We start from the raw sequence: 16,668 nt of genomic DNA, 5'->3' as shown, positions 1-16,668 counted from the left end.
CCATGAACGCTCTGCAAAACCCCCTCGCCCTGCTGGCACGCCTGCTGCTGGCCGCCCTGTTCCTGCCCGCCGGCATCAGCAAGATCAGCGGCTTCGCCGGCACCGCCGGCTACATCGGGTCGGTGGGCCTGCCCATGCCCGAACTGGGTGCGGCCATCGCGATTGCGGTCGAGGTGCTGGGAGGCATCGCGCTGATCCTGGGCCTGGGCACCCGCTGGGCAGCGCTGGCGCTGGCCGGTTTCACCCTGGTGGCTTCCTGGTTCTTCCACGCTTACTGGGCGATGCCCGCCGAGCAACAAATGATGCAGCAGCTGATGTTCATGAAGAACATGGGCGTGGTCGGTGGCCTGTTGGCGCTGGCCGCTTTTGGTGCCGGCGCGTTCAGCCTGGACGCCCGCCGCAAGGCCTGAATTCGCCCGTTTCCGTTTTTCCTTCAACCCGCGACCGACCCGACGTCGGCGCACCCCACGAAAGCCATCTCATGACCAAAGTTGTTGTTGTGTACCACTCCGGCTACGGCCACACCCAGCGCATGGCGCAATCGGTGGCGGACGGCGCCGGTGCCGAATTGCTCGCCATCGACGCCGACGGCAACCTGCCCGACGGTGGCTGGGAAACCCTGGCCGCGGCCGACGCGATCATCATGGGCTCGCCCACCTACATGGGCACCGTGAGCTGGCAGTTCAAGAAGTTCGCCGACGCCACCAGCAAGCCCTGGTTCAGCCAGCAGTGGAAGGACAAGGTGTTCGCCGGCTTCACCAACAGCGCCACCATGAACGGCGACAAGCTGTCCACGCTGCACTACCTGTTCACCCTGGCCATGCAGCACAGCGGCATCTGGGTCGGCACCGGCCTGATGCCCGCCAACAGCAAGGCCGCGCAACGCAACGACGTGAACTACGTCGGCTCGTTCAGTGGTGCGATGGCACAGAGCCCCTCGGACGCCGGTGCGAACGAAATGCTGCCGGGTGACCTGGAGACCGCCCGCCTGTTCGGTGAGCGCGTGGCGGCGACCGCGGCGAAATTCAAGGCATGAAGGCTTGATGCCGTTCACCCTGAGCCTGTCGAAGGGCCTGCACACCCAGTGGCCTGGATGGGCTTCGACAAGCTCAGCCCGAACGGGGGTTTGGGGTGGAGGGCGTCGTACCATTGGCGAATGAAATTCCTGAGCCTCATTCCCTGGGCAGACTGGCTGGCGCTGGTCTGCTTTTTTGTTTTGTGGACCGGCTACGCCTGGTTTGCGCGTGTGTGGGGGCGCAAGGTGGGCTCCTTGATTCAGACCACCAACCGCTATCGCGGCTACTGGATGACGCAGGCGACAGCGCGAGACCCGCGCATGGTCGACGGCGTGATCACCCAGACGCTGTCTGCCACGCCGGCGTTTTTTTCCTCCACCTCCATCCTGGTGATCGGTGGTCTGTTTGCTCTGCTGGGCACCACCGACAAAGCCACCGAACTGATGAGCGAGATCCCGTTTGCGCAGGCCACCACGCTGATCGTTTTCGAGTTCAAGGTGCTGGTCATGGTCGCGATCTTTGTCTATGCCTTCTTCCGCTTCTCCTGGTGCATGCGCCAATACACCTTCGTGGCGCTGGTGATCGGCGCCATGCCGTCGGCTGATGACTTCGAGGCGGGCAAGTACGACCGGGAACATTACGCTCGACGAGCAGCGGCCATGGTGGGTGCGGCCGCCGAGACCTTCAACGACGGACTGCGGGCGTATTATTTTTCGTTCGCTGCGCTGGCCTGGTTCATCTCGCCGCTGTCGATGGTGCTGGCCACGCTGGCGGTGGTCGCCATTCTGTACATGCGGGAGTTCCGCTCTGAAGTGCTGCAGATCCTGAAAGAAGATGTGACACCGCTGCCCTGAGGCCGTGATGAGGGATGGCGCCTCCTAAAATGGACCGATGTTCCTACACCTGCGTCTGCACACCGAATACTCCGTCGTCGACGGCACCAACCGCATCGATGAAGTCGTGGCCGCTGCGGCGGCCGATGGCCAGCCGGCACTGGCCATCACCGACCTGAACAACCTGTTCGGCGCGGTCAAGTTCTACAAGGCCGCGCGCGGCGCGGGCGTCAAACCCATCATCGGCGCCGAGGTGGCGCTGCAAGGGTTTTCCGAAGAGACGCCCGGTGCCTTGCCCGGCAGCCACCAGCCGGCGGCACCCCGCGTGTTGCTGCTGGTGCAGGACCACCAGGGCTACCTGAACCTGAGCGAGTTGCTGGCACGCGCCTGGACGCGCAACCAGGGTCGGGGCCAGGCGCTGGTGCACCGCGACTGGCTGCAGGAATGCCATGCGGGTCTGATCATGTTGTCGGGTGCTCAGGCCGGCCCGGTCGGCCAGGCGCTGATCCAGGGCGACACGCAGCGGGCCGCCGACCTCGCCCTGCAGCTCTCCACGATGTTCACGCACCGCTTCTATCTGGAGCTGCAGCGCGCCGGGCGCGCCGACGACGAGCGCCATGTGACGCAAGCCGTGCAGCTCGCCGCCCGGCTGCACCTGCCGGTGGTGGCCACGCACCCGGTGCAGTTTCTGGAGCCCGACGGCTACGAGGCGCACGAGGCCAGGGTCTGCATCTCCGAAGGCGAGATCCTGGGCAACAACCGGCGCGTGCGCCGCTTCACGCACGAGCAGTATTTCAAGAGCGCCAGCCAGATGCAGGCCCTGTTCGCCGACGTGCCCTCGGCCCTGGCCAACACGCTGGAGATCGCCCGTCGCTGCAACCTCACGCTGGTGCTGGGCAAGCCGCAGTTGCCCAACTTCCCCACACCGCTGATCGACGGCGTGCCGATGCCGATGGAAGATTTCTTCCGGCAATCGTCCTTCGAAGGGCTCGAGGAGCGGCTGGCCCATCTGTATCCCGATCCGGCCAGGCGCGACGCCGAGCGGCCGCGTTATGTGGAGCGCCTGGAGTTCGAGATCAACACGATCCTGAACATGGGTTTTCCGGGGTACTTTCTGATCGTGGGCGACTTCATCAACTGGGCCAAGAGCCACGGTTGTCCGGTCGGCCCGGGACGGGGCTCGGGTGCGGGCTCGCTGGTGGCCTATGCGCTCAAGATCACCGATCTCGACCCGCTGCAGTACAAGCTGCTGTTCGAGCGCTTCCTGAACCCGGAGCGGGTCTCCATGCCCGACTTCGACATCGACTTCTGCCAGACCAACCGCGACCGCGTGATCGATTACGTCAAGGACAAGTACGGCAAGGACGCGGTGAGCCAGATCGCCACCTTCGGCACGTTGGCTGCGCGTGCGGCGATCCGCGACGTGGGCCGGGTGCTCGATTATTCCTATGGCTTTTGCGACGGCATCTCCAAGCTGATCCCGAACAAGCCCGGCATGTCGGTCACGCTGCAGTACCCGCCCAACCCGAAGAAGGAGGGCGACAAGAACAACTATGCGATCGAGATGGAGCCGGTGCTGGCCGAGCGCATCGCGAAGGAGGACGACGTCAGGACGCTGATCGAACTCGCGCAAAAACTCGAGGGCATGACGCGCAACATCGGCATGCACGCCGGCGGCGTGCTGATCGCGCCCGGCAAGCTCACCGACTTCTGTCCGCTGTACGCGCAGCCCGGCAGCGACTCCGCGGTGAGCCAGTTCGACAAGGACGACGTGGAGGCCATCGGGCTGGTGAAGTTCGACTTTCTGGGCCTGGCCACGCTGACCATCCTGGAGATCGCGCGCGAACTCATCATGAAGCGCCACCCGGGGCAGGAAGGCTTCCGTTTTGAAGACATTGCGCTGACCGACCCGAAGGTCTATGCGCTGTTTTCGCGGGGCCAGACCGAGGCGGTGTTCCAGTTCGAAAGCCGCGGCATGCAGGGCATGCTCAAGGACGCCAAGCCATCGCGCCTGGAAGACCTGATTGCCCTGAACGCGCTGTACCGGCCCGGCCCCATGGACCTGATCCCCAGTTTCGTGGCGCGCAAGCACGGTCGGGAAGTCATCGAATACCCGCACCCACTGGTGGCCGAGATGCTGAGCGAGACCTACGGCATCATGGTCTACCAGGAGCAGGTGATGCAGACCGCGCAGATCCTGGGCGGCTACTCGCTGGGCGGCGCCGACATGCTGCGCCGCGCCATGGGCAAGAAGAAGGCCGAGGAAATGGCCGAGCACCGCTCGATCTTCCGCGCCGGCGCCGCCAGGAACGGCATCACCCAGGAGAAGGCCGACGAGGTGTTCGACCTGATGGAGAAGTTCGCGGGCTACGGCTTCAACAAGTCACACGCGGCGGCCTACTCGCTCCTGGCCTACCACACGGCCTGGCTCAAGGTGCATTACACGGCCGAGTTCTTCTGCGCCAACATGACGGTGGAGATGGACGACACCGACAAGCTCAAGGTGTTGCATGAAGACGCCCTCAAGATGGGGATGAGCTTCGAGGCGCCCGATGTGAACCGCGGCTTTCACCGCTTCGAGCCGGTCACGAACAAGGCCATCCGGTACGGCCTGGGCGCCATCAAGGGCACCGGACAGCAGGCGATCGAAGCCATCGTGGCCGCGCGCGAAGGCCGTGGCGAAGGGCCTCGGGGCGATGAAAAAGGCCCGTTCAAGAGCCTGTTCGACTTCTGCGTGCGCGTGGACCGCACGCGCCTGAACAAGCGCACGGTGGAAGCGCTCATCAAGGCCGGTGGCTTCGATTCGCTGCACCTCAACCGCGCCGAGCTGCTGGCCTCGGTCGATCGTGCGTTCGAGTTCGCTGCCGCGAGCCTGGCCAACGCCAACCAGGGTGGCCTGTTCGACATGATGGGCGCCGACGACCACGGATCGAGCACCCAGGAGCCCGATCTGGTGGCCACCACGCCCTGGGGCGTGAAGGAACGCCTGACGATGGAGAAGACGGCGATCGGCTTCTACTTCTCGGGCCACCTGTTCGACGAGGTCGAGCGCGAGGTGCGGCGCTTTGCGCGCACGCCGCTGGGTGACGTGGTGGAAAGCCGCGACCCGGTGATCCTGGCCGGCATCGTGACCGACTTCCGTGTGATCAATGGCCAGCGCGGCAAGCTCGCGCTGTTCAAGCTCGACGACAAGACCGGTGTGTTCGAGACCAGCGCGGACGAGAACCTGGTCAATGCGCACCGCAACCTGCTCAAGGACGACGAACTCATCATCGTGCAGGCCGTGGCCCAGCCCGACCGCTTCTCGGGCGGGGTGCGCCTGAAGATCCAGCAGGTGTGGGACCTGGCGGCCGCGCGCTGCCGTTTCGGCAAGTATTTGCGTGTGGCGGTGAACGGCCACGCGCCCGCCGTGGCCCAGCTGGTGCGCGAGTTTCCGCCCAAGCGCGAAGTGACCGAGCAGGGTGAGCTGGTGCGCGGTTTGCCGGTGCGCCTGCAGTTGCTTCGCGAAGGCGCCCAGTGCGAACTGCAGCTCGACGATCGGGCGCTGTTTTTTCCGACCGATGCGGCGCTCGCCAGCTGGATGGCGCAAGCCCATGAGCGGCGCGCCGAAATCGTGTTTGATTGACCCACCCCTGTGCCGCTGCGCGGCGCAGGTGGGCTCCTAGTCCAGCGGGCGCAGGCCGATCACCAGGGAGGACGGCACGCGGCCGTCGGTGTCTCTGGGCAGGGTGGCGGTGCGGTCGATGGCACGCAGCACGGCTTCGTCCCATGCCGCGTTGCCGCTGCTCTTGGTGAGCTTGCGTGAGGTGATGGCGCCGTCCGGTGCGGTGCGCACCTCGACCTCGGCGCGCGGGTTCCCGGGGGCCACGTCGGTGAACACCACGTTGGGCTTGATGCGCGCGGCCACCTTGGCGCCATAGCCCGGCGTCGGGCCGCTGGACTGCAGGGCGCTGCCGGTGCTTTGCGGGCCGCCACTGGCGCCGGCCTGGCCCATCATGCGGTTGATCTGGTCTTCGCGCAGCTGGGCCATGCGCTTCTCGTCGGCAGCGGCCTTGCGTTCCTGCTCACGCTTTTGCTCGGCGAGTTTCTGCTGGCGCTCTTTCTCGTCGGCCGCTTTTTCCGCTGCGGCCTTCTTCTCCGCTGCCGCCTTCTCGGCAGCCTTCGCGGCGGCCAGCTTTTTCGCTTGCTCTTCGCGCTCCTTTTTCTCCGCCTCGGCCTTCTTCCTGGCCTGCGCCGTGGCGATGTCGGCCTGGTTGGGGGCGGGTGGTGGCGGAGCGGGCGCCGGCGCCGGGGCGGGTTTGGGCGTCGGTTGCGGTGGGGTGGGCTGGGGCACTGGCTCCGGGGGGGGCGGGGCCACCGCGCGGGGTGCGGCCTGCACCGGCAGGCGTGACCAGAGCTCGGCTTCGACCGTCACCGGCTCGGCATCGTGTTGCCACTGCACGCCCAGGGTGAGCGCGATCACCAGCAGTCCGTGGGCCACCAGCGCCAGACCCATGGGCCCGAGCCAGCGGCCGCCGGGGGGCGGCGCGAGGTCGAGGTGGTCGGCGGTGGACTGCATGGTGTGGCGGGTCGGGTCAGCGCGAGGTTTGCACGGACAGCCCGACGCGGGCGATGCCGGCTTCCTGAAGGGTGCTCATGACGCGAACAACGGCTTCGTACTTCACGTTCTTGTCGGCGCTGATGACAACCGGCACACCGCCCTCAGGCAAAGGGCCCTTGCTGGCCTGCAATTGCTGCACGCGGGCCACCAGCTGGGCCATGCCCACGCTCTGCCCCTCGGTGCTGGCCGAGCCTTCGCGCACCGTCAGTTGCTCGTCCTTGTCGATCATCACGGCCACGAAGCGATCGGGCTGACGTCCGGCCTGGCCCACGCTGGGCAGCGCGATCTGGCTCGGTGTGATGAGCGGCGCGGTGACCATGAAGATGATCAACAACACCAGCATCACGTCGATGAACGGGACCATGTTGATCTCGTTGATGGTGCGGCGGCCTCGGCCGCGTGATGAAACAGCGGGCATGTTCAGTGGCCCGAGGGGGTTTGAGCCTGGGCGCCCAGGTTGCGCTGCAGGATGTTGGAGAACTCTTCCATGAAGGTTTCCATGGCGTTGGCCACACGGTCGATGTCGTGCGCGAAGCGGTTGTAGAACACCACCGCGGGAATGGCCGCGAACAGGCCGATGGCGGTGGCCACCAGCGCTTCAGCGATGCCGGGCGCCACGGTGGCCAGCGTCACCTGTGCGAGCGACGCGAGACCCGTGAAGGCATGCATGATCCCCCAGACCGTTCCGAACAGGCCCACATAAGGGGAAACCGAACCGACCGAGGCCAGGAACGAGAGGTTGGTTTCAAGCACATCGAGTTCACGCTGAAAGCTCGCGCGCATGGCGCGCCGCGCACCGTCGAGCAGGGCGCCGTTGTCGGTGATGCGCCGCTCGCGCAGCTTCTGGTACTCGCGCATGCCGCTGGCAAAGATGCGTTCCATCGGACCACCGTGTTTGGCGCTCTGCGCCGCCGCGGCATACAGGTCATTGAGGTTGGTGCCCGACCAGAACTCACGCTCGAAGTCGTCGTTGTGCGCGCGCACGCGCTTGAGCGAGAACACCTTGCGGAAGATGGCGGCCCAGCTCATGACGGAGACCACCATGAGCAGCACCACCACGGCCTGCACCACCCAACTGGCGTTGAGCATCAATTGAACGATGGAAAGATCTTGGTTCATGCGTGTTCAGAGGGGGAGGATCGCGGAGAAGTTTCAGGGCGCCCGCAGCGGCAGCTGCAGCGCAGCGACAATGGCCGGCGGCATGCGCTGCGGTCGCAACTCACGGTCGTCGACCCATCCAATGCGGATGGTTCCACTGCACAGCAAGCCGGACTGCGTCGCACCAACGGCCTCGCTGTGCTGCGGATTCAGGAGCGCGGTCTGCTCGATTGTCATGGACGCACGGCCTGCATCCACCACCCGGGCTGTAACCAGAAGCAAATCATCGAGCCGCGCCGGGCGGTGGTAGTGCAATTGCGTCTGGGTCACGACGAACAAGCCGCCGACCTGTTCGCGCAGCCGTTGCTGTTCGATGCCCAGGGCGCGCAGCCACTCGGTGCGGGCGCGTTCGAAAAACTTGAGGTAGTTGGCATAGAACACGATGCCGCCGGCGTCGGTGTCTTCCCAGTACACGCGAACCGGCCAGGTGAACAGTGCCCCCGCGCTCCCCGCTTCGCCGGGTTTGTGCAGCAAGCTCACAGCGCCAGCTCCAGGCGGGCCACGGCTTCCTGGAGCTGGGCCATCGAATTGGCGGTGGAAAACCTCAGGTAGCGGCCAGGGTCGGCGCTGCCGAAATCGCGCCCGGGCGTGGTGGCCAGCTGGCAGCGTTTCATCAGTTCGAACGCCAGCGCCCAGCTGCCGCCTTCGTCGGGTCGAGCGCCTTGCGGCGGGATGCCCCAGCGTTCACAGAGTCCGCTCACATCGGCCCAGGCGTAGAACGCGCCGTCGGGCATGACCGGCACGTTCAGGCCCAGGCGGTCGAGTTCGGGAATGAAGAAGTCGCGCCGCGCCTTGAATTCGCTGCGCCGGCGTTCGTATTCGGTCAGGCTGTCGGGTTCGAAGCAGGCGAGGGCGGCATGCTGCGCGATGGTGCTCGCGCAGATGAACAGGTTTTGCGCCAGCCGTTCCACCGCCGGCACCAGTGCGGGTGGCAACACCAGCCAGCCCAGGCGCCAACCGGTCATGTTGAAGTACTTGCTGAAGCTGTTGATGCTGATGATGTCCTCGCCCAGGCCGTCGGGCAGGCCGAGTGCGCTCTGGCCGAAGGCGTCGTCAAAGCTCAGGCCCAGGTAGATCTCGTCGACCATCGTCACGCCGTCTTTGGCGCGCACGAAGCGGGCGATGCGCTCGAGTTCGTGACGTGCGATCGAAGTGCCGGTGGGGTTGGAGGGTGAGGCCAGCAGCACGCCGCGCGTGGCGGGGTTCCACCGGGCTTCGACCTGGTCGGCGCTGAGCTGGAAGCGCTGGTCGGGACCGCTGGGGATCATCACCGCACGGCCTTCGGCCGCCTGCACGAACTGCCGGTTGCACGGGTAGCTCGGGTCGGGCATGAGCACCTCGTCTCCGGCCTCGATCAGTGCCAGGCAGGCCAGCTGCAAGGCGGCAGAGGCGCCCGCCGTGACCACGATGCGGCTGGCGTCGATGGCCAGCCCGAAGCGGCTGGCGTACCAGGCGCTGATGGCTTCGCGCAAGGCGGGCAGGCCGAGGGCCTGGGTGTACTGGCTGCGCCCGTCACGGATGGCGCGCTCGGCCGCGGCCACGACCAGGGGCGGTGCGGTGAAGTCCGGCTCCCCGATGTTCAGAAAGATCATCGACCGGTCGCCCGCTTTCGCCTGGTTCTGCAGGGCAGACGCGGCCTTGGCCAGCTCCATCACGTAGAAGGGTTCGACGCGCCGGGCGCGCTGCGCGATCCTCACGGTGCAGCGTTCTTGCGGGCACCGGTTCTGGACGGCGCTGCGGCCACCTCGGCCGGGCGCAGCTGCGCTGCCAGCTGGTGCAGCACGCCGTTGACGTACTTGTGCCCGTCGGTACCGCCGAACGACTTGGCCAGCTCAATGCATTCGTTGAGCACCACGCGCCATGGGACGTCCATGCAGTGCTGGAACTCGTAGGCACCGATCCACAGCACGCCGCGTTCGATGGGTGAGAGTTCGGACAACGGACGGTCCAGCGCCGGTGCGATCAGCGCGTCCAGCGCGCCCGCCTGAGCAAGGCAGCCGTGCAGCAGCGCATCGAAGTGAACGCTGTCGCATTTGTGGAATCCGGCCAGGTCGCGGGTGAACGCATCGATGTCGCTGGCGGCGTTGCGACCCACAAGATGCTGGTAGATCGCCTGCAGGGCAAATTCGCGTGCGCGCGTGCGGGCCGACTTGTCGGCGGCCTTGCGGCCGGTCAGGCCGCTTTTGGCGCCTTCGCTGGCGGGGGTGGGCAGTTCTGTGGACATTTTCAACCGATCTCTTGAAGCAGGTGTGCCATCTCCACCGCCACACGGGCCGCGTCGCGGCCTTTGTCGGTCTTGCGTGCGATCGCCTGCTCCAGCGTTTCGGTGGTCAGGATGGCATTGGCGATGGGGATCTGGTAGTCCAGTGCCAGGCGCGTGACGCCCGCGCCGGATTCGTTGGCCACCAGTTCGAAGTGGTAGGTCTCGCCACGGATGATGCAACCCAGCGCGATGAGCGCATCGAAGTCGTCGCGCTCGGCCATGGCCTGCAGGGCCACCGGCACTTCCAGCGCGCCGGGAACCTTGACGTGGGCGATGTTCTTCTCCTGCACGCCGAGCGTGAGCAGCTCGGCCAGGCAGGCGCTGTACAGCGCGTCGGTGATGGGTTCATTGAACCGGGCCTGAACGATCCCGATGCTGAGCTTCTTGCCGTCGAGCAAGCTGGCTGTGCCTTTGTCTGCGCCGAACATGTGCGGCTCCGTTTCTTCTTGAGGGGAAAAGGGTTCAGCCGTTGCGGCTGAGGTACCCGGTGATTTCAAGGCCGTAGCCGGTCATGCTCGGCATGCGGCGGGGATTGCCCATGAGCTGCATTTTCTGCACGCCACATTCACGCAGGATCTGCGCACCCACGCCGTAGGTGCGCAGGTCCATGCGGCCGCGCTCGGGCGCCTGGGCCGAGCGGGCCGTGCCTTCGAACTGGGCCAGCAGCTGCTCGGCGGTCTCTCCGCAGTTGAGCAACACCGCCACACCGGCCCCGGCATCGTTGATCTGCCGCAGGCTCGCCTCCAGGCTCCACGAATGCATGGAACGACCGACTTCCAGCGCGTCAAGCACCGAGAGCGGCTCGTGCACACGCACATGGATCGACTCGTCGGGACTCCATTGGCCCTTGACCAGCGCCAGGTGCAACGCGCCGCTGGGCTCGTCGCGAAACGCGGTGGCGCTGAACTCGCCGAAGGCGGTGTGCAGGGGCCGGGTGCCCAGCTTGTGGATCAGGCTTTCGGTGCGGCTGCGGTGCTCGATCAGGTCGGCGATGGTGCCGATCTTCAGACCGTGCTCGGCGGCGAACACCTGCAGGTCGGGCAGACGGGCCATGGTGCCGTCGTCTTTCATGATTTCGCAGATCACTGCGCTCGGGCTGCAGCCGGCCATGGCAGCGAGGTCACAACCGGCTTCGGTGTGGCCGGCGCGCATGAGCACGCCGCCATCGACGGCTTGCAGCGGGAAGATGTGACCGGGCTGCACGAGGTCGGTGGCCACGGCGTTGGCCGCCACCGCCACCTGCACCGTGCGCGCGCGATCGGCCGCTGAAATGCCCGTGGTCACGCCCTCGGCCGCTTCGATGGAGATGGTGAACGCGGTGCCCATCTTGGTGCCGTTGCGCGGCACCATCGGGGGCAGGCGCAGGCGCTCGCAGCGCTCCCTGGTGAGCGTGAGGCAGATCAGGCCACGGCCGAAGCGGGCCATGAAGTTGATGGTCTCGGGTGTCACGTGCTCGGCCGCGAGCACCAGGTCGCCTTCGTTTTCGCGGTCTTCTTCGTCCACCAGGATCACCATGCGCCCCGCTCGAATGTCGGCCACGATGTCTTCCACGGGCGAGATGGCCACCGGGGCCAGGGTTTCAGGCGCGTTCATGCAGATTCCTTGAGATGGGGTTGGCCGGCGCTGAGCATGCGCTCGACATAACGCGCCACGGTGTCGATTTCGAGGTTGACCGGGCTGCCTGCGCCCAGCTGGCCCAGGGCGGTGTTTTGCACCGTGTGGGGAATGAGGTTGATGCTGAATTCGCAGCCATGGGCATGGTCCTGCACCGAATTGACGGTCAGGCTGACGCCATTGACCGTGATGGAGCCCTTGTACGCCAGGTATTTTCCCAAGCCGGGCGGTGCTTCAACGCACAGTTCCCAGCTTTCGCCCACCTGGGCGAACCGGGTCACCTTGCCCACGCCGTCCACATGACCCGAGACAATGTGGCCGCCGAGCCGGTCGTGGGCGCGCAAGGCCTTCTCCAGGTTGATGCGGTAGCCGGTTTGCGCCAGTCCCGTGGTGCGGGCCAGCGATTCGGCCGAGATGTCGATCGTGAACTGGCGCTGGGGCAGATCCAGCGAAGTCACGGTCATGCAGGCGCCGTTGAGCGCAATGCTGTCGCCCAGGCCAACGTCGTCAAGATACCCGGGGGGTGCCTCGATCGTGAGTCGCTTGCCATGGTCCAAAGAGCTGCCCAGGTCGTGGAGGGCGGCGATGCGCCCCACGCCGGTGATGATGCCGGTAAACATCGGGCTATTTTCGCAGGGTTTGAACGGCCCCGGATTCCGGTGGACGTCCCACCGGTTGTTTTGACTGGAACTACCGGTTCCAGCAAGCCAGGGAATCGAGCGGCTGGGGCACTTCAACGGTGGGCCGCTGCGCCCGGGTCCCCGCTTCGTTGAGCTCGTATGAGCCACACCGATCCCTGGCCTGTTGCCCGACCGGCAGGGCGATCAGCCGGTAGTTCGTTCCGTTGTTGGACTCCACGACGACCCGGTAGCGCCCACCTTCCACCACCTGCACACCCGCGGGGATGGCTGCCGCGAGTGGATACCGTCCCTGGGCCGTGGCCGCTCGCTCCAGCCATTGCGCGGTTTGCAAAAGCGCCGCGCGGGCGTTGGCGCGGTGGCTGCGCATCACATGGTCGTTGTAGCTGGGCAAGGCCACGGCGGCCAACAGAGCCACCACCGCCACCACGATCATCAATTCAATGAGGGTGAAGCCCCGGGTCTGGTTGGCGGCGGGAACCATCAACGCACCTCCCGCCAGTCTGCGCGGGCCCCGCGGCTGGTGCCCAGACGCACACCGTTGCGGGTCACACAGCCGTTGCCCGCACAAGTCTGGGCGCCGCCTTCGTCATTGCTGACCGTCTCCCCCAGCTTGGTGCCCCTGGACGTGCCGTAACCATCACCACTGATGCCCAGAAAGTCCGCGGCCACCGGGAAGGACGTGATCGAGACGAGCTCGTCGGATGCCAGCAGCACGCTGGAGGCTTTGCTCAGGTCCATGGTGCTGTCGCTGCTGAAGAAGACCGGTGTGGCCGGGGGACGACCGGTGATCATGTTCAGGACGGTCGCGCGGGCCTGCCCGGCGGCCACCTTCGGTTCGCAGCTTTCGCCACCGGCGGTGGGTGAGGGGGCCAGGCTGGGGATGAGCACCCGCTGGCCCTGGAGCGCGCCCGGTGGCTGCAGCACCCGCTCACCTTCGAGAGGCAGGTCCATGAACCAGCCGCGGTGGGTCCTGGGGTCGGTGCGCGAGTAGGCGATGGTGTTGTCGGTGGAGTTGGAGTAGATCGTGTCCACGAGCTCGCCGCCCTGTGTTGTCTTTTTTACCGCCGTGGTGATGCCTTGTTTCACCAGCGAAGCGCGCCCGGCTGTGATGGGTCGCAGGTGCGGAGGACCCGAGTTCCTTTCTGCGTTGTCAAGCGCATTCATGTCCCAGACGGAGTAGATCGTTTGCACCGCGGTGTTGGCCGGATCGCCTGGCTGGATGTTCTGGCCGGTACCGAACATGACCTGGATGCCGCCCAAGGGGTGGGCCATCGCCAGGGGAGCGGTGGTGATGGCTTGCGCCCGGGCCGGCGATGCACCGTCGGTGGCCACAAAGAGAGGCTGGCAGGTGGTTGCATCCTTGCAGGGCAGCGTGCTGTTGCCCCAGGCGCTCACTCCCCAGTCGATGTCAGTCCGGTTGGAAAGATCAAATTTCCACAGCTGACCCAGCAGATCGCCAGCGTAGGCGATGTCCATCGTGCCGTTGCCGTCCACGTCAAGGAGCCGCGGCGGCGCGAGACCATTGGACTGCTGCGTCGCCGAATGGGCGACGAGGCGCTTGAGACTCTTGTCGCCATCCAGATACTGGATCAACAGCACAGGTCGTTCGTTGGAGCTGTTCACCCCGTTGCCAAGCACCACGGCCCAACGCCCGTTGTTGAGCTTGACGATCTGTTCGCTTCGTCCGCCCGAGATGGCATCGGTCACCGGCGCGCCGTAGAGGTGACCCACGTCTTCGTGACCGTCGAAATTGGGGTTCTCCGTGGTCGCAAACGTCCGGTCAAGCAGGACCGATCCGGCCGTCATGTTGGTGGGGTCCGTCACATCCATCACGAAATAGCCGCGGCCACCTCCACCCAGCGAACCGACCAGCACCGTTCTCCATTGGGGTTCTGGCGGGTTTCGGGAGTCGGTCGGCGGCCCGCTCAGATCGGCGTCGCCGGTGAAGGGATGACCATCCACAAACAGCCGGTGCGTGTACTGCGGTGAGGTGTGGTCACGCAGTCCTGCGTAGGCTGCCAGCGGCACGTAGGCAAAGCGCTCTGCGCCGGTGGCGGCATCGAATCCATGCAGCATGCCGCCGTTGGCACCGATGTAGACGGTTTCGGGACGGCTGGCCTGCGCGCGACGGAAAACGACATGACCCGGGTGGGCAAACGCCATCCTGCGAGGAGCGCCCACGGTCCAGAGATTCGAGTTGACGATGGTGCCCATGCGGGAGGCCCGCTCGCGAAACCCGCCGGAAGGGCCTTCGAGTGTGCGGTCGCCGCGCAAATAGGCCACCCGTTGAGCACCCACTGCGTCGGTGTCGGGACCGCGCAGGGCAGCCTTTTGCTTATCGCCGAGGGAGGCCCACTCGAAACGGATGCCTTCAGTCTCCGAGTGCGAGAGGATGCGGCGACCAGACCAGTTCGTGTTGGCGGCATCCAGCACGGTCGAAGTTGTCCAGGCGGGCTGTGTGTCCACCTCAAGGGAACCGGCCTTGAGCCGGTAGGCTTCAACCTCGCCGCTGAACCGCTGCATGTTGTAACTGGCAAGGTAGACACGACCGTCGGAGCGAAGGCTGCCTGAGCTCGCCGCGATGCTCACGCGAGCCTGCCGGTTTTCCGCCGTGAGATCCGCCAGGATGTCGCGGAAGGCATTGACCAGGGACTGCGCATCGGGCGCAGGCACGAACCGCCCCCGGCTGTTGAGTGCGGCGTGCCAGAGCTCCATCTTGCGGGCGTCTCTGCGCACCGAGTAGTTGAAGCGTTTGTCGCATGGCAGGTTGCCCGGCCCATCGACCGTGGCGTTGCAGAACGGCGAGGCCCATTGCTTGTCGCCCCGGATCAGGGGACCCAGTCCCACGTGGGTGCTTCCCATCCATGTGGGTTCATCGCTGGCTGCTGCCCAGCTGGCCGCGTCCTTGAAGCCGATGGTGTAGGTCACCATGTGTTGCCATGTCGCCGGGTTGTTGCGCGGATTCCAATACGGGTCAAGCTCGGCGGGCTCGCTCGCGGTGCCGAAGTTTTCCCTCGGAAACCGCTGTGCGGGTGTCGGTTTGAGGTCGTTGTTCATGCTCTTCTGCAGATCGCGCGACCAGTAATGAAAGGCCAGGTCCGAGAGCGTGCTCAAGGTGGAACTTCCCCAGGTGTCCCGGTACAGGCGCGTCTGTTCGTTGGCCGCGTCGACCGGGTACGGCGTTCCGTCGGGCAGTCTGGTTGCCGTGCCGTCGGCATTGCCACCACGAACGATGGGCGTGCCGGGCGGGCCGGAAGTGTCGAGCTCTTGTCCTGTCCACGCGTGCCCGTATTCGCCATCGGTCATCAGGATGTGATACGAGCGACGGCACGACAACACAGGTGACTCCTCAACCCCGGGGTTGGACGCCCAGGGGCTGTTGATGCCCAGGCCGGTGGCGCTGAGGTACTCGCCTGCGTTCTCCATCATGTAATGAGAGGGTGTGCCCCGCCTCATGCTCAGGGAATCGATCCAGTTGAAGAAACTGCTGCGGTGCGCGCCCGTCAGCCGACGCATGCCGTTGTATCCCTTGCATGCGCCTGCGTCGGTCGTGTCGCGGCCCGGCAAGGTGTTGCAGTGGTGCATGGACTGCCAGGCCAGGCGAATCTGGTTGTCTGGAATGTTCCCGGCAGAGAACGTGGCCCTGAGGGCCGCCTGAAGGTCTGAAATCCCTGCCCTGCCCATGCTGGTGGAGTTGTCCACCGAGACGATGATGTTGGGTGCCGGCGGGTGGGGAAGCGTGGGCGGTGCTTGGGAAAGCAGCAAGGGTGCGGCCAGTGCAAAGGGGCTGCAGCCACCGATGGCGAGTGTTATGGCGCTCAGTGTGAAGGATCGGTTGGACACGGCGTGCTCGCTTTCATTCGAAATCTCTGGCCAGGTAGGGGACGAAGGTGGAGCGCAGCCGCACCTGGGTACCGGGTTTGGTGCCCTGTACGTGGGCGGTGATCCGGTAAACGAAGGGGTGCTGATCCACGGGCACTGGCGTCGAGAAGGCTGCCCCGGCGCTGCTGAAGGTTTTGCTGTAGCGCAAGACCTCGACCCAGTACCAGGCCGCCCCTGCGGTGAGCAGTGGGTTGCCTGCCGCCTCCGGCCTGGCGCCGGTGAATTGGCCATAGCTGGCGCCAACGCTCTGCATGGCTGCCAGCTGCTGGCTCCAGGCGCCTGCACTTTCCAGCTCCTTGGGTCTGTCGGGCAGGCAGATTCCCTGCAGGCATTTGTTGACCCCGGCCGCCACGAACGCTGCGAGCGTGTCCAGATCGTCTTCCTCCTGGGGAAAGTGGGGCGCGTTCAGGTTGCGGCAACCGAACTGTGTGGCTGGATTCGCAGGGCAGGGCGAGCCGTCGAACTGGCGACCACTGATGTCCAGTTCTGCGTCGCGGATCAAGGCTTCGGCCGCGGCGAATGCGCGCTGGTGGTCGCTTTCGCTGCCGACCAGCTTTTCATTGAGCCACCCGACGCGGTTGCTGGTGAGCAGCACCAGCGTGGTGAGCAGCAGCATCACCATGACGACGACCAGTGCAATCCCTTGCTGTGTCCGCATGCG

16 protein-coding genes are annotated in these 16,668 nt (G+C 65.7%); 4 read left to right on the top strand and 12 right to left on the bottom strand.

Annotated features, from left to right (window positions below):
• The first annotated feature begins 2 nt into the window (after positions 1-2).
• The 4 genes from QUV35_RS07700 to dnaE all read left to right on the top strand — a co-directional run bounded on the left by QUV35_RS07700 (position 3) and on the right by dnaE (position 5,474).
• The gene (locus QUV35_RS07700) at positions 3-410 is read left to right on the top strand and encodes a DoxX family protein (RefSeq protein ID WP_300872294.1); all 408 of its coding nucleotides are present in this window, start codon (positions 3-5) and stop codon (positions 408-410) included.
• Between the two features lie 71 nt (positions 411-481).
• A complete protein-coding gene (locus QUV35_RS07695) occupies positions 482-1,036 on the top strand; it encodes a flavodoxin family protein (protein ID WP_300872292.1) in 555 nt (184 codons plus the stop codon).
• Positions 1,037-1,156: 120 nt separating this feature from the next.
• Entirely contained in the window at positions 1,157-1,870 is a 714-nt protein-coding gene (locus tag QUV35_RS07690; RefSeq protein WP_300872290.1) for a DUF599 domain-containing protein, read from the top strand.
• A 37-nt stretch (positions 1,871-1,907) separates the two neighbouring features.
• A complete protein-coding gene (dnaE, locus tag QUV35_RS07685) occupies positions 1,908-5,474 on the top strand; it encodes a DNA polymerase III subunit alpha (protein ID WP_300872288.1) in 3,567 nt (1,188 codons plus the stop codon).
• A gap of 36 nt (positions 5,475-5,510) precedes the next feature.
• Here dnaE and tolA read toward each other — a convergent pair whose 3' ends face one another.
• From tolA to QUV35_RS07625, 12 genes are all read right to left on the bottom strand, one after another.
• Positions 5,511-6,407, bottom strand: coding sequence for a cell envelope integrity protein TolA (tolA, locus tag QUV35_RS07680; protein WP_300872286.1), 897 nt, complete (start codon positions 6,405-6,407; stop codon positions 5,511-5,513).
• Between the two features lie 16 nt (positions 6,408-6,423).
• On the bottom strand, positions 6,424-6,867 hold the full coding sequence (locus tag QUV35_RS07675; protein ID WP_300872284.1) for a biopolymer transporter ExbD: 444 nt from the start codon (positions 6,865-6,867) through the stop codon (positions 6,424-6,426).
• A gap of 2 nt (positions 6,868-6,869) precedes the next feature.
• Positions 6,870-7,568, bottom strand: coding sequence for a protein TolQ (tolQ, locus tag QUV35_RS07670; RefSeq protein ID WP_300872282.1), 699 nt, complete (start codon positions 7,566-7,568; stop codon positions 6,870-6,872).
• Between the two features lie 33 nt (positions 7,569-7,601).
• On the bottom strand, positions 7,602-8,087 hold the full coding sequence (gene ybgC / locus QUV35_RS07665; protein ID WP_300872280.1) for a tol-pal system-associated acyl-CoA thioesterase: 486 nt from the start codon (positions 8,085-8,087) through the stop codon (positions 7,602-7,604).
• Complete coding sequence (locus QUV35_RS07660; protein ID WP_300872278.1) at positions 8,084-9,304, bottom strand: pyridoxal phosphate-dependent aminotransferase; 1,221 nt, start codon at positions 9,302-9,304, stop codon at positions 8,084-8,086. Before QUV35_RS07660 ends, ybgC begins: the two co-directional genes overlap by 4 nt.
• Positions 9,301-9,831, bottom strand: a complete 531-nt coding sequence (gene nusB / locus QUV35_RS07655; protein WP_300872275.1) for a transcription antitermination factor NusB — start codon at positions 9,829-9,831, stop codon at positions 9,301-9,303. The genes QUV35_RS07660 and nusB overlap by 4 nt, the downstream gene beginning before the upstream one ends.
• A 2-nt stretch (positions 9,832-9,833) precedes the next feature.
• Positions 9,834-10,298: a 6,7-dimethyl-8-ribityllumazine synthase gene (ribH, locus tag QUV35_RS07650; RefSeq protein WP_300872273.1), complete on the bottom strand. Its 465-nt coding sequence runs from the start codon at positions 10,296-10,298 to the stop codon at positions 9,834-9,836.
• Between the two features lie 34 nt (positions 10,299-10,332).
• Positions 10,333-11,463 (bottom strand): bifunctional 3,4-dihydroxy-2-butanone-4-phosphate synthase/GTP cyclohydrolase II, encoded by a 1,131-nt coding sequence (gene ribBA / locus QUV35_RS07645; RefSeq protein WP_300872271.1) that lies wholly within the window; start codon positions 11,461-11,463, stop codon positions 10,333-10,335.
• Complete coding sequence (locus QUV35_RS07640; protein WP_300872269.1) at positions 11,460-12,104, bottom strand: riboflavin synthase; 645 nt, start codon at positions 12,102-12,104, stop codon at positions 11,460-11,462. Before QUV35_RS07640 ends, ribBA begins: the two co-directional genes overlap by 4 nt.
• 70 nt (positions 12,105-12,174) lie before the next feature.
• Positions 12,175-12,606: a type IV pilin protein gene (locus QUV35_RS07635; protein WP_300872268.1), complete on the bottom strand. Its 432-nt coding sequence runs from the start codon at positions 12,604-12,606 to the stop codon at positions 12,175-12,177.
• The gene (locus QUV35_RS07630) at positions 12,606-15,968 is read right to left on the bottom strand and encodes a PilC/PilY family type IV pilus protein (RefSeq protein WP_300872266.1); all 3,363 of its coding nucleotides are present in this window, start codon (positions 15,966-15,968) and stop codon (positions 12,606-12,608) included. Before QUV35_RS07630 ends, QUV35_RS07635 begins: the two co-directional genes overlap by 1 nt.
• A gap of 13 nt (positions 15,969-15,981) precedes the next feature.
• The gene (locus QUV35_RS07625; RefSeq protein ID WP_300872264.1) at positions 15,982-16,665 is read right to left on the bottom strand and encodes a PilX N-terminal domain-containing pilus assembly protein; all 684 of its coding nucleotides are present in this window, start codon (positions 16,663-16,665) and stop codon (positions 15,982-15,984) included.
• Between the last annotated feature and the right edge of the window lie 3 nt (positions 16,666-16,668).

Source organism: Hydrogenophaga sp., assembly GCF_030373225.1.
GTDB lineage: Bacteria > Pseudomonadota > Gammaproteobacteria > Burkholderiales > Burkholderiaceae_C > Hydrogenophaga.
This window is presented reverse-complemented; position numbering and strand designations above follow the sequence as displayed.

Bases quoted from the DNA above. Each gene is read 5' to 3' on its own strand.
- QUV35_RS07625 (WP_300872264.1), bottom strand. From the start codon at position 16,665: ATGCGGACACAGCAAGGGATTGCACTGGTCGTCGTCATGGTGATGCTG.
- tolA (WP_300872286.1), bottom strand. From the start codon at position 6,407: ATGCAGTCCACCGCCGACCACCTCGACCTCGCGCCGCCCCCCGGCGGC.
- nusB (WP_300872275.1), bottom strand. From the start codon at position 9,831: ATGTCCACAGAACTGCCCACCCCCGCCAGCGAAGGCGCCAAAAGCGGC.
- QUV35_RS07700 (WP_300872294.1), top strand. From the start codon at position 3: ATGAACGCTCTGCAAAACCCCCTCGCCCTGCTGGCACGCCTGCTGCTG.
- QUV35_RS07675 (WP_300872284.1), bottom strand. From the start codon at position 6,867: ATGCCCGCTGTTTCATCACGCGGCCGAGGCCGCCGCACCATCAACGAG.
- ribH (WP_300872273.1), bottom strand. From the start codon at position 10,298: ATGTTCGGCGCAGACAAAGGCACAGCCAGCTTGCTCGACGGCAAGAAG.
- QUV35_RS07640 (WP_300872269.1), bottom strand. From the start codon at position 12,104: ATGTTTACCGGCATCATCACCGGCGTGGGGCGCATCGCCGCCCTCCAC.
- QUV35_RS07695 (WP_300872292.1), top strand. From the start codon at position 482: ATGACCAAAGTTGTTGTTGTGTACCACTCCGGCTACGGCCACACCCAG.
- ribBA (WP_300872271.1), bottom strand. From the start codon at position 11,463: ATGAACGCGCCTGAAACCCTGGCCCCGGTGGCCATCTCGCCCGTGGAA.
- dnaE (WP_300872288.1), top strand. From the start codon at position 1,908: ATGTTCCTACACCTGCGTCTGCACACCGAATACTCCGTCGTCGACGGC.
- tolQ (WP_300872282.1), bottom strand. From the start codon at position 7,568: ATGAACCAAGATCTTTCCATCGTTCAATTGATGCTCAACGCCAGTTGG.
- QUV35_RS07690 (WP_300872290.1), top strand. From the start codon at position 1,157: ATGAAATTCCTGAGCCTCATTCCCTGGGCAGACTGGCTGGCGCTGGTC.
- QUV35_RS07635 (WP_300872268.1), bottom strand. From the start codon at position 12,606: ATGGTTCCCGCCGCCAACCAGACCCGGGGCTTCACCCTCATTGAATTG.